Annotated in this window: 13 protein-coding genes; 9 read left to right on the plus strand and 4 right to left on the minus strand. The window is 42.4% G+C overall.

Annotation, left to right across the window (positions count from 1 at the left end; genetic code table 11):
- On the minus strand, positions 1-482 hold a 482-nt coding region (locus G1O98_RS31495), incomplete at its 3' end, for a dihydroxy-acid dehydratase (protein WP_175586948.1).
- Positions 483-587: 105 nt separating this feature from the next.
- Between G1O98_RS31495 and G1O98_RS31500 the strand changes: the two genes are divergently transcribed.
- Positions 588-1,505: a LysR family transcriptional regulator gene (locus G1O98_RS31500; protein ID WP_163936656.1), complete on the plus strand. Its 918-nt coding sequence runs from the start codon at positions 588-590 to the stop codon at positions 1,503-1,505.
- An 87-nt stretch (positions 1,506-1,592) separates the two neighbouring features.
- Here G1O98_RS31500 and G1O98_RS31505 read toward each other — a convergent pair whose 3' ends face one another.
- Positions 1,593-1,964 (minus strand): hypothetical protein, encoded by a 372-nt coding sequence (locus G1O98_RS31505; RefSeq protein WP_114081558.1) that lies wholly within the window; start codon positions 1,962-1,964, stop codon positions 1,593-1,595.
- A 551-nt stretch (positions 1,965-2,515) separates the two neighbouring features.
- Here G1O98_RS31505 and G1O98_RS31510 point away from each other — a divergent pair.
- A complete protein-coding gene (locus G1O98_RS31510) occupies positions 2,516-3,649 on the plus strand; it encodes a substrate-binding domain-containing protein (RefSeq protein ID WP_163936658.1) in 1,134 nt (377 codons plus the stop codon).
- 257 nt (positions 3,650-3,906) lie between these two features.
- Here the strand turns inward: G1O98_RS31510 and G1O98_RS31515 are convergent, their stop codons facing one another.
- Positions 3,907-4,125: a hypothetical protein gene (locus G1O98_RS31515; RefSeq protein ID WP_163936660.1), complete on the minus strand. Its 219-nt coding sequence runs from the start codon at positions 4,123-4,125 to the stop codon at positions 3,907-3,909.
- Between G1O98_RS31515 and nifH the strand changes: the two genes are divergently transcribed.
- The 4 genes from nifH (at position 4,124) to G1O98_RS31535 (ending at position 9,085) form a co-directional block, all read left to right on the plus strand.
- Positions 4,124-5,089: a nitrogenase iron protein gene (nifH, locus tag G1O98_RS31520; protein ID WP_012412139.1), complete on the plus strand. Its 966-nt coding sequence runs from the start codon at positions 4,124-4,126 to the stop codon at positions 5,087-5,089. The genes G1O98_RS31515 and nifH overlap by 2 nt on opposite strands.
- A 371-nt stretch (positions 5,090-5,460) precedes the next feature.
- Positions 5,461-6,855, plus strand: a complete 1,395-nt coding sequence (gene nifE, locus G1O98_RS31525; protein WP_163936662.1) for a nitrogenase iron-molybdenum cofactor biosynthesis protein NifE — start codon at positions 5,461-5,463, stop codon at positions 6,853-6,855.
- Positions 6,855-8,165, plus strand: coding sequence for a nitrogenase iron-molybdenum cofactor biosynthesis protein NifN (gene nifN / locus G1O98_RS31530; RefSeq protein WP_163936664.1), 1,311 nt, complete (start codon positions 6,855-6,857; stop codon positions 8,163-8,165). Before nifE ends, nifN begins: the two co-directional genes overlap by 1 nt.
- Before the next feature lie 632 nt (positions 8,166-8,797).
- Entirely contained in the window at positions 8,798-9,085 is a 288-nt protein-coding gene (locus tag G1O98_RS31535; RefSeq protein ID WP_163936665.1) for a hypothetical protein, read from the plus strand.
- 144 nt (positions 9,086-9,229) lie between these two features.
- Here the strand turns inward: G1O98_RS31535 and G1O98_RS31540 are convergent, their stop codons facing one another.
- Complete coding sequence (locus G1O98_RS31540; protein ID WP_163936668.1) at positions 9,230-9,421, minus strand: hypothetical protein; 192 nt, start codon at positions 9,419-9,421, stop codon at positions 9,230-9,232.
- Here G1O98_RS31540 and G1O98_RS31545 point away from each other — a divergent pair.
- The 3 genes from G1O98_RS31545 to G1O98_RS31555 all read left to right on the plus strand — a co-directional run.
- On the plus strand, positions 9,420-9,641 hold the full coding sequence (locus G1O98_RS31545; RefSeq protein ID WP_163936669.1) for a hypothetical protein: 222 nt from the start codon (positions 9,420-9,422) through the stop codon (positions 9,639-9,641). The genes G1O98_RS31540 and G1O98_RS31545 overlap by 2 nt on opposite strands.
- Before the next feature lie 236 nt (positions 9,642-9,877).
- Complete coding sequence (dnaK, locus tag G1O98_RS31550) at positions 9,878-11,764, plus strand: molecular chaperone DnaK (RefSeq protein WP_163936671.1); 1,887 nt, start codon at positions 9,878-9,880, stop codon at positions 11,762-11,764.
- 113 nt (positions 11,765-11,877) lie between these two features.
- Positions 11,878-12,630 (plus strand): DnaJ domain-containing protein (locus tag G1O98_RS31555; protein WP_163936673.1); only part of this gene is annotated, 753 nt, incomplete at its 3' end.

A 12,630-nucleotide genomic window follows, 5' to 3' on the forward strand; every position in this document is an offset into this window, starting at 1 on the left:
ACGGTTAAATCGCGTCCGTTGTAGTGACCCGGTTTAATTGTGCCACCGTAAACGAATATTGCTGGGATATTCATCCGAGCGATCGCTAGCATTGCTCCTGGCATATTTTTATCACAACCGCCAATGGCTAGTACACCATCCATACTTTGCCCGGTACAGGCGGTTTCAATGGAATCGGCGATGACTTCCCGCGACACGAGGGAATATTTCATCCCTTCTGTTCCCATCGAAATCCCGTCACTAATGGTAATTGTGCCAAACATTTGTGGCATTGCTCCGGCGGTTTTAATCCCCACCTCTGCTATGAGCGCCAGTTGATTGATCCCCATATTACAGGGGGTGATGGTGCTGTAACCGTTGGCTATACCGACAATGGCTTTGTTGAAATCTTCATCTTTAAAACCAACTGCACGCAGCATGGCTCGATTTGGCGATCGCTGCACTCCTTGCGTTACTACTTGGCTTCTCAAATTCTCCGACATAGTTACATCATCCTCTGACTTGCGTGTATGAGTATCATAGATAGCAATTTTTGACATGTCCAATATATATTTATGAATATTTGAGACTTATAAAATATCAAAACTATGGAACTGCGACACCTGCGCTACTTCATTGCTGTAGCTGAAGAACTACACTTTAGTAAAGCCGCAGAGCGACTTCACATCGCTCAACCGCCCTTGAGCCAGCAAATTCAGCAGCTAGAAACAGAACTAGGGGTAGAACTTTTTCAACGCAAAACCAAACGACAGGTGCAGCTAACGGAAGCCGGACAAGTATTTTTGCAAGAAGCTTATCAGTTGTTCGCTCAACTGTCCAAGGCAATTGATCTGACTCAACGGACAGGTAGGGGTGAGAAAGGACAACTACGAGTAGGTTTCACCAGCTTGGTAACTTACGATTTGCTGCCTGTGATTTTGCGGCGGTTTCGAGAACAGTTTTTAGAGGTGGAGTTAGTATTGCAAGAATTAACGACAACTCAGCAAGAACAAGCGCTATTCAATCGCCGCATCCATGTAGGTTTTGCCCATCCACCTTTAGAAGACAACACTCTCAATCAAGAATGCATTCAGCAAGAAGGACTAATTGTAGCTTTGCTAGAAACTCATTTCTTAGCCAGACAAGAAAATATTTCAGTGCGATCGCTAGTAAACGAAAACTTTATCATGTTCCCCCGCCATTTGGGTCCTGGACTTTACGATCAAATCCTGAGTCTTTGCCAACAAGGAAATTTCAGCCCAAAAGTAACTCAAGAAGCAATCCAAATGCAGACAATCATCGGACTAGTGTCTGCGGGAATGGGGATTGCGATCGTACCGTCTTCTTTGCAAAATCTTCAAAGGGCTGGTGTAGTTTATCGCACTTTAGAAGAAAAAACACCATTAGTAGAAACGGCTGTAGTGTGGCGACAAGAGGATATGACACCTATTTTACGGGAGTTTTTACTAATTGTCAGAAGTGTCTGTGGTGAATTAATCAGTGAAAAAGGCGATCGCCTCCATTAGATTGCTTTGATGTAACAAAGCTGCGGTGAAGATTGGTAATTAGGGTTTTTCGAGATAGAAGATTGCACAAAAATCTGTCGATAATAGCTAGAGTTCTTGTTCTTGAGTGACAATCCACAACAAGTCTAACCACAACTGGGGATAAGCTTGCTTAAGATTTGAGAGTGGATCGCGCATCAAGTTATTGGCATTCAAGCAAACAACCTCAACTAGACCCAGATATTCTGCCACTTCTCTAATGAGATTTTTTTGTTCTACGACAGCACTAATTAGTCTATCAGGGCAGTAAATTCCAATGTATTTTGCATGACGGATACACGTTTTTATATTCACTCTTGTTAAGTGAGGATGAGGATTGATCACCTTCACATAACATTGGCTTAACAGTTTCCATACCTGTGGGTGAGTGTGTTCAATAATTACGTTAAATTGCTGGGCTAAGTCTTCTTCAGTAATCATTGCTTTGTTCCTAACAATAGTAATCTCATGTCATCTGTCATCCGTTGCATACTTTGGTAAATACCTAATTGTGCAACCAATTAAAACAGTAATTCTTTGCTGATGCTATGTGCATATTCACTCTAGTCAAATTGGTAATTTTTAGTCAGGGTAAAATTCATCCCCAAGTACGAAATTGATTGGTATGTTTTCTACGGCTTTTATTACTCGTCTATCAAGCATCAAAGCTGAAAATAATCTCTAAAACTGTACCAAACACTACTTTTACCAATTTTATTGGTAAATCTTTCTTACTAGACAAATGCTGTGTTTATTGGAATTTGGGGCTTTTGAGCGATAATAGCAGCTAAAAAACAACCACTTGCAAAAATAATTTGCGCTTCGCAAGCAAACTTGCAATTTTTGTGATAGTCTTTTTATATAGGGAATCAAGACACCGAAAGTACAAAAAGTCGTCAGAGAGAAATGATATAAACTCAAAGACCATACTTTCGCCTTGGCAGATATAAGTTAAATCCGCTACGGCTTTTTGAAACTAAGAGACAAAGCCAATGAAGCAGGATAGTGACCTCCGTAATAACTTGAAGTCCATTAGAACTCGCTTAGGCATGAGCCAACAAGATTTGGCTAACATCGCTAGTGTGACTCGTCAAACTATTAGTGGTGTAGAGTCGGGATTATATGCTCCCTCAGTTGCCATAACACTTCGGTTGGCCAAAGCGCTTGGCTGTCAAGTTGAGGATCTATTCTGGTTAGAGCGGGATTTACCTGAAATCGAAGCCGTCCTTGCCAAACCTGTCCCTAACAGTCAGCAACTACGAGTTAGTGTGGCTCGTGTAGGAGGACAATGGATAGCTTATCCCTTGATTGGTAAGGATGCTTTTCGCCAAGATATGATTCCGGCTGATGGTGAAGGTACTAGCCAAATAGGTACAAGTAAAGTTCGAGTCAGGCTACTAGACGATAATCTCGACACACTTCACAACACCGTTGTGATTGCTGGTTGTGCCCCTGTGATTTCACTATGGGCAAGAGCCACCGAACGCTGGCATCCCCAACTGCGAGTCCAATATAACTTCGCCAATAGCATGGCTGCATTGCACAGTCTATGCAGAGGTGAGGCGCACATCGCGGGGATGCATCTGTACGATCCTGAAACTGGTGAGTATAATACTCCCTTTGTTCGAGATGTTCTGGCTGGGAGGGAAGCAGTTCTGATTACCCTTGGTGTTTGGGAAGAGGGACTTTTATTGAAGCCTGGCAACCCTATGGGAATTAGAACAGTGACTGACTTAGTTGCTGGGGGAGCGACTATTGTTAACCGCGAAATCGGTTCTGGTAGTCGGATGCTTTTGGAACAAACACTCCAAAACGAGCAGATACCATTCGATGCTGTTCAGGGCTTTGACAATGTATTCAAAAGTCACCAGGACGTTGCCCAAGTTGTAGGATTAGGAATTGCTGATGCTGGTATGAGTACGGCATCTGTAGCTACCGCTTTTGGGCTGGGATTTATCCCTTTACATCAGTCACGATATGATTTGGTGATTCTCAAGGAATATTTAGAAGAAGCACCTGTACAGCAATTGCTCAGTACTTTGGGACATCGGATGGTTCACTCACAATTTGAAATTCTTGGCGGTTACGATATCAGCAAAATCGGGGAAATTGTAGCGACTGTTTAGAGTGGATTGCAATGGTTGGTTGTGTTCTTAAAGGAATACTTGGCGTAAATTGAAATTCCTGCTGCAACCACTCTTTAGGTATGAGCAACCTTCTTTCTAATTACAACAACTGATAATGCTGAATTCGTAATTTTTCCAGCTTGGAATCTGTAGCTTTCCTTTCTCCAATTAGTATTACTACCGCTAGAGAAATCATTTGAGTGAGCGGATGGTAATACTTGCAATATTCCTTGAATGATGTCTCATTGCTCTAGCTATTAGTCAGAAAAAACAATGACTAATAGCCAATGAAAACTTACCAAAACTTGAATATGTTCTGCATTCGGACTCTTTTTGCTGTAGAACGAGCGCCTCCAACGACTTTCTACATAAGGCCAGTGCTGTAATTTTACAACGCTAGTACTTCCGGCACAAAGTGCCAACGCTTCATGAATCGACAGACCCACCAAACAAACAATTGCAGGATAAATTATCATGTCCGACGAAAAAATTAGACAGATTGCTTTTTACGGTAAAGGTGGTATTGGTAAATCTACCACTTCCCAAAATACCCTTGCTGCGATGGCAGAAGTGGGTAAACGCATCTTGATTGTCGGATGTGACCCAAAAGCTGACTCAACCCGATTGATTTTGCACTGTAAAGCCCAAACCACAGTGTTGCACTTAGCTGCTGAACGGGGCGCTGTGGAAGATATTGAACTCGAAGAAGTGGTAATAACTGGCTTCCGAAATATCAGATGTGTAGAATCAGGTGGGCCAGAACCTGGTGTTGGTTGCGCTGGTCGGGGTATCATCACCGCTATCAACTTTCTTGAAGAAAACGGCGCTTACTCAGATGTAGATTTCGTATCCTACGACGTGTTGGGCGACGTTGTGTGTGGTGGTTTTGCTATGCCAATTCGTGAAGGTAAAGCCCAAGAAATCTACATCGTTACCTCCGGTGAAATGATGGCGATGTTTGCAGCTAACAACATTGCTCGTGGCGTTCTCAAATATGCTCACACAGGTGGGGTACGTTTGGGTGGGCTGATTTGTAACAGCCGCAAAACTGACCGGGAAGATGAATTGATTAGCACCCTTGCAGCCAGATTAAGTACTCAGATGATTCACTTCGTCCCCCGTGACAATATCGTGCAACACGCCGAATTGCGTCGGATGACAGTGAATGAGTACGCACCCGACAGCAAGCAAGCTCATGAATACCGTACATTAGCAGACAAGATTATCAACAATACAAATCTCGCCGTTCCCACACCCATCGAGATGGATGAGCTAGAAGATTTGTTGATTGAATTCGGTATCCTTGAAAGTGAAGAAAATGCTGCGAAACTAATTAGCCAAGCAGATGCAGCTAAAAAACAAGAAGATGCTGAAGGTGAAGCACTAGAAGCACTCAAAAAAGGAAACGTAGAAATAGTTTCCGGTAGCGAAAAGAAGTAAGCTTATTCTTCAGAATCAGGTGCTAAATACAAAGTAAATATTAGGTGGGCTATTCTCGCCCACCTTCTCACCAATCATTTAAAATGGAGGTAGTCGAATAGCTAATCTTAACTCTGTGCTTTTCCTCTTCACCGTGTTAACACTAATCAACTAACGTGTACAGGACAACATTAATAATTTAATAGTCTAGTTCATGTTTTTGTTTTCTCCTTCTCTAACCTAGATGATGTTTATGTTTTAGGGGATGATAAATTCTCTTGATCATTCCCTTTTATCCATCTTTAGATACCACGGTGAATAAATGAAAATTCTCCTCAGCCTTTGGGAATTCAGCTAATATCTAAAAATTTCTACCTATTGTCACCAAACAAATGAATCCCACGCCAGGAAAAACCAACGATTCACTCAGTGACTCTAATTCTGAAGATGCTCGTCAGCAGATACAAAAGAAAAAAAAGTCTTCCACACAATTACCCCAACCTGGAACTACTCAAGGGAGTTGCGCTTTTGATAGTGCAATGATTACTCTTGTACCAATCACTGATGCTGCTCATGTAGTTCACGGGCCAAGTGGCTGTGCTGCCAGTATTTGGGGAAGTCACAGCAGTCTTTCTTCTGGTTCGATGCTGTACAAGATACGCTTTAGCAGCGACATCGATGAGAACGATATCATCTTCGGTGGAGCCAAAAAGCTGTATAAAGGCATTTTAGAATTACAAAGACGCTACAAACCTGCGGCGGTATTTGTTTATTCCACTTGCATTACTGCTTTGATTGGGGATGACATCGAGGGAGTTTGCAAAGATGCCACCGAGAAAACAGGAATACCTACTATCCCTGTACATTGCCCTGGATTCATTGGGAACCAAAATTTGGGCAACCGTGTCGCTGGTGAAGCAATGCTTTCACACGTTATTGGAACAGCTGAACCAGATACAACTACACCTTATGATATTAATCTAATTGGTGAATACAATATTGCAGGTGCAATATGGAATGTTTTACCGTTGTTGGAGAAATTAGGTATTAGAGTTTTGGCAAAAATTACAGGCGATACTATCTACAAAGAAGTTTGTTATGCCCATCGTGCCAAACTTAATGTAATCCTCTCCTCCAAAGCACTAATCAATATGGCTAAAAGGATGGAAAAACAATATGGCATTCCTTATATTGAAGAATCTATTTATGGGATAGAGCAAATCAATGAGTGTCTAAGAAATATTGCTGCAAAGTTAGGTAATTCTAATTTACAAGAAGGTACAGAAAAGCTAATTGCAGAAGAGACTGCTGCAATAGATGAAAAACTCGCTTTTTATATTACTCAATTACAAGGGAAGCGGGTTCTCCTTTCTATTGGAAGTTTCAAGAGCTGGTTGATTATCTTTGCTGCTAAAAAATTGGGGATGGAAGTTATTGCTATTAGTATTAAAACTAATAATACTGAGGAAGATAGAATTAGAGTCAAAACTTTGCTGAGTCAAGATGGCATAATTCTAGAGCAAAATAGTCCTCAAGAAATTTTACAGCTAATTAACGCAAATCGAGCTGATATGTTAATTGCTGATAAACACCATCAAGACACCTCTCTTACTGCTAGGATTCCATTCCTAGACGTTAATCAAGAACGCAACCATGCCTATGCAGGCTATATGGGAATTTTAGAGGTAGCACGAGAACTCTATGCTGCTTTTTACACCCCTGTGTGGGAACAAGTATCTCAACCAGCTCCGTGGGAAACAGGAAATTCTCCAGAGGAGAACATCTAATGGCGATTATTAGCGTTACGAGTACATCTGTTGCAGTTAATCCCCTGAAGCAAAGCCAGACTGTAGGTGCAGTTTTAGCCTTTTTGGGGTTAAAGGGAATAATGCCTTTGTTACACGGTTCACAAGGCTGTACTGCTTTGACGAAGGCAGTATTAGTACAGCATTTCCGTCAGACAGTTCCCCTTTCCAGTACAGCGATGACAGAAGTTGCAACCATTTTGGGTGGCGAGGAAAGGGTTGAACAAGCAATCTTGACTTTGGTGCAGAGATCCAAGCCAGAAATTATCGGTCTTTGTAGCACTGGACTCGTGGAAACCAGAGGCGATGATATGGGGCGCTTTGTTAAAGAAATTCGTCACCGTCACCCAGAACTAGATTATTTACCAATTGTGCTTGTCTCTACACCTGATTTCAAAGGTACATTACAGGATGGCTTTGCTGGCGCGGTTGAGAGTATAGTCAGGGAAATTCCCCAAAAAAGCTCCAAACAAGACACTTGTCCTACACAAATCACTATTTTGGCGAGTTCTGCCTTCACACCAGGGGATGTACAGGAAATCAAAGAGATTGTCACCTCTTTTGGACTTGAACCTATTTTTGTACCTGACCTTTCTGGCGTACTAGATAGTCATATAGAAGATTCTTCTAGTGCCATTACAGCTAATGGCACTACATTGGCACAATTGCGCTCAATTGGCACTTCTGTATTCACTTTGGCACTTGGTGAGAGTATGCGAGGTGCAGCGCAAATTTTGGATCGGAGATTCAATATACCCTATGAAGTATTTAGTGAACTGACGGGACTACTAGCAGTAGATAAATTCTTGCAAGCATTGGCAGATATCAGTGGTGTCAGCGTACCGGAGAAATACCGCCGTCAACGCCGTCAGCTAAAACATGTGATGTTGGAGAATCACTTTTACTTTGGTTGCAAGCGAGTTTCTTTGGCGCTGGAACCCGATTTACTTTGGTCAACAGTTGCTTTTTTGCGATCGCTAGGGGTTCAGATTCATGCAGCAGTAACAACAACACGTTTTCCTCTGTTAGAAAAACTGCCGATTCCTAGCGTCACTATCGGCGATTTGGAAGACTTTGAGCAACTGGCGGTTGGATCTGATTTGCTAATTACCAACTCTCATGGAGTGGCGATCGCTCAACGCTTAAAAATTCCTCTCTATCGTCAAGGGATTCCCATTTTTGACCGCTTAGATCACAGTCAATTTACCAAAGTTGGCTATCGAGGTACTATGCAGTTTTTGTTTGATATTGGCAATCTGTTTTTAGAGGCTGAAGCAAAGATTAAGCATTAAACAGATTAGCAGTTATTGTTCGATTCATCCAAGCAACGAACTAGCCACATTCCAAGCAGGTTATCGGCGAATCCAGTATTACTCTCAACAGAGACTGAAGCTTTTTTACACTACAGCCCTAATTATTGCTTACCAAAATCAGGCATAAGTCCGTATATTAACCTTGGACTGGCAGGAGTTTTTACCCTGGCACACAATCAATCGTGAGGATTTTCCTTCCAAGGGCGCAACTGAACTAGAGGTGCTGATTCAGGGAGTTTTTGACAATCGGCGTTTCCTAGAGCAAGTATTGCACTTGATAGTGTTTAAAAAACAGAAGTAGCATTAGTAAAAAATTGCTTAGTCGGCGTTTTTTTACTACACAATACTCCAAAAAATCTTCGTGCTAAGGCTGGTAAATCCTGAGTTATCAGTGATTAATAGAAAAACTAATTCCAATTCACAATGCCTAATTTCGTGTTATGAATAAATCCCTTCTTCCCGCAGATGATCTGCCTCCAACTGGAGCAACTCTACTTAACGAGTTATTTTACAGGCAGCTATAGGACTCGGATTTGATTTCTGAAAACATACTCAAACTGAAAAACCTGTTTTTTAAGGGTTTTATCTGAAATCTTATTCAAAAATCAGATATGAGTCCTATAGAAGAAGCTACGTGTAGGCGATTTTATCAAGTCTGCGTCCCACTTATGCGAGTTTTACTATCAAATTGTCACTGGTATTTCAAAATAAATGCTAGTCCTCTGATGTTAATCATTATCTGCTATGACATAGAAAGTTATCTGCATATTGTTGATGCTATTCCACAGTTTATCAAACAGTTGAAACAGTTTTCTAACAAGTCCAAAATTCAGCTTTTTCCACCAGATAATAAAGGAGAGCCTTGGGAAATCGAGATTGAAGAAACATCAGATAAATAAGTCTAGTACCGCAAGGCGTAATTAAAAATTAAAAATTAAAAATGAATACAGCGTAAGCATTTCATTGATTTAGAATGGGTGGTTTATTTCCGCCGTGTTGTACTAGTCAAGTACGTAAACTCGACATTCCCTGTTTTGAGCAAACTATGCTTGCAACACAAAATCAAATGCCGTGAGAGTTGGCGCATCAGCTAGAGTTGCAAATAGACCACTACTGCCAAAACTAGGCGTGTTGCCATTTTGGTTGTAGAAGAACTGTCCACTTACAGGATCTTTTATTCTCACATCAGCTAGCAATAAAACTCTGGCACAAGCTAGCAACAGCGATCGCATCATGGAATTTGATGAATCAACAGTTGTGGGACAATATCAACTGGGTATTAGTACTACCTTCGGCTCACTGTTGAGCCGTGCAATTAATGGCTCGGCATCATTTTGGGGAACCATAGGTGTAAGTGGAAAATGGAGTGCAGACGGTTCAGGTGAAGCTAGATTACCCAGAGCAGGGAGAAAGGTACTGAGAAACTTTGAGCGATCGCACTCAATTCAATTCTGAATTCTTTCTTTAAATCGTTGAATGTATAACTTACAACGTTAATGCCAAAAATATATACTGGATACTTTTTTGTCTTTCTATCGGTTGATGCACAGAAAATTTCTGAATAGTTTCCTTAAAGAAGAACAAGACAATCTGTCGGAGAACTGTTAGTTACAAGTTGAGCTTTTAATACTACTGAAGTTTCTTAGAACTACAATCAGCGCATCAAAATCTGATGAAAGGAATCGAAAGTTATGGCAAAAGTTGTTGGAATTGATTTAGGGACAACTAACTCTTGTATTGCAGTCATTGAAGGTGGACAACCGCTCGTGATTGCGAATGCAGAAGGACAACGCATCACTCCCTCTGTAGTTGCATATACAAAAACAGGCGAACGTCTGGTTGGTCAAATTGCTCGACGGCAGGCGGTAATGAATCCAGAGAACACGTTCTATTCAGTCAAACGCTTTATCGGACGCAAACACGATGAAATCACCCACGAAGCGAGTGAAGTTTCTTACAAAGTTGTCCGCGATCGCAACGGTAATGTCAAACTCGATTGTCCAGCGCTAAAAAAACAATTCGCGCCTGAAGAAATTTCTGCTCAAGTTTTGCGAAAACTTACAGATGATGCCAGCAAATATCTAGGAGAACCCATTACGCAAGCAGTGATTACTGTACCTGCTTACTTCAATGATTCGCAACGACAAGCGACCAAAGATGCAGGCAAAATTGCCGGGTTAGAAGTACTCCGTATCATTAACGAACCTACGGCGGCGGCACTTGCTTATGGTTTAGACAAAAAGGGCAACGAAACAATCTTAGTCTTTGACTTAGGGGGCGGCACGTTCGACGTTTCAATTCTAGAAGTTGGAGAAGGTGTGTTTGAAGTCAAAGCCACGAGTGGGGATACCCATTTAGGTGGTGACGATTTTGATAAAAAGATTGTCGATTATGTTGCAAATGATTTTCAGCGCCACGAAGGTATTGATTTACGCAAAGATAAGCAAGCCCTGCAACGGTTAACCGAAGCCGCAGAAAAAGCCAAAATTGAACTTTCTAGCGCCACCCAAACGGCAATTAATCTTCCCTTCATCACGGCAACTCAAGAGGGGCCAAAGCACTTGGATATAACGTTAACTAGGGCAGAGTTTGAGAAACTCTGTGCTGACTTGCTCGATCGCTGCCGCATTCCAGTTGAACAAGCTCTCAATGATGCCAATCTGAACAATGCCAATCTCGATGAAGTTGTTCTAGTAGGCGGTTCCACCCGAATTCCCGCCGTGCAACAACTCGTCAGACGCATCACAGGCAAAGATCCGAATCAGGGAGTGAACCCCGATGAAGTAGTTGCTGTGGGTGCAGCAATTCAGGGCGGAGTACTAGCGGGAGAAGTGAAAGATGTGCTGCTGCTAGATGTAACACCGCTTTCTTTAGGGGTGGAAACGATGGGCGGGGTGATGACAAAAATTATTCCCCGCAACACGACGATTCCGGTGAAGAAATCCGAGATGTTTTCAACCGCCGCCGATGGCCAGCCGAATGTCGAAATTCATGTTCTGCAAGGAGAACGGGAACTTGTGGCAGACAATAAGAGTTTAGGTACGTTTCGGCTCGATGGCATTCCTCCGGCTCCGCGTGGAGTACCTCAAATTGAAGTAACATTCGACCTCGATGCAAATGGGTTACTATCGGTAACTGCTAAAGATCGCGCCACTAGTAAAGAACAATCGATTACAATATCAGGCGCTTCGACGCTGGATAAACACGATGTGGAACGCATGGTACGAGATGCAGAAACTCATGCCCAAGAAGATCGCCAACGCCGCGAGCAAATCGACACCAAAAATAATGCGGACTCGCTGGTTTATCAGGCAGAAAAACAACTGCAAGACTTGAATGGTCGAGTTTCTCAAGCAGATAAAAGTCGGGCGCAACAATTGATTGACGAGTTGCGATCGGCAATTGAGCGAGAAGACTACAATCAAATGCGATCGCTCACTACCAATCTTCAACAAGCACTCATGCAAATCAGTAGCGCCGTTTACGCCCAAGCTAACGCCGCAACTAGCAATCCTAATCGCACAACTCAGCCAACTGGACAAAACGACGATGTGATTGATGCCGATTTTGTTGGCTAAAACGCGCAAGCTAAACCGTAATTTTTGAATTAATGTCAACGACGGAGGAGGCTTATCACTTACTTACAAAAGACGTTCCGAGTGCAGAATAGTCGGATTATGAGTATCGAATCATGCCAACTGCAACTGATTTCAAAGATTATTACAACCTTTTGGGAGTTAGCAAAACTGCAACTTCCGACGAAATTAAGCGAGCTTACCGCAAACTTGCCCGCAAATATCATCCTGACGTGAATCCCGGCAATCCAGAAGCCGAGGAAAAATTTAAAGACATCAATGAAGCCAACGAAGTTTTATCAAACCCAGAAAAGCGCGAAAAGTATGACTCTTTTGGGCAGTACTGGAAGCAAGCGGAGGTTAGCGGTACTCCTCCTAGAGGAACTAGCACGTATGCAGATAATTTTGACCAATATAGCAACTTTGATGACTTTATCAATGATTTACTGGGTGGTTTAGGGGATAGGACAAGAACAAGACAAACTTATTACCGCACCTCGACTAGGCAGCCTGATGATGGCCCATTTCGTAGCCAAGCACCAGCACCCGATACCGAAGCTGCGATCGCTCTCTCCTTTTCGGAAGCGTTTCATGGCGTTCAAAAGCGGTTGCAGTTGGATGATGAAACCATTAACGTTCGTATTCCCGCAGGTGCTAAACCGGGTAGTCGAATTCGCATTAAAGGTAAAGGTCGCTCCAGTCCTTTTTCTCAACAGCGAGGCGATTTGTATCTCACAATCGAGGTGCTTCCCCATCCATTTTTTCAGTTTTCGGGTGACAACTTAACCTGCGAAGTTCCCATTCGTCCAGATGAAGCGGTCTTAGGCGCTCAAATTCAAGTACCAACACCAGAGGGTAGCGTCACATTG

It is taken from the genome of Nostoc sp. UIC 10630, assembly GCF_010747425.1.
Taxonomy (GTDB): domain Bacteria; phylum Cyanobacteriota; class Cyanobacteriia; order Cyanobacteriales; family Nostocaceae; genus Nostoc.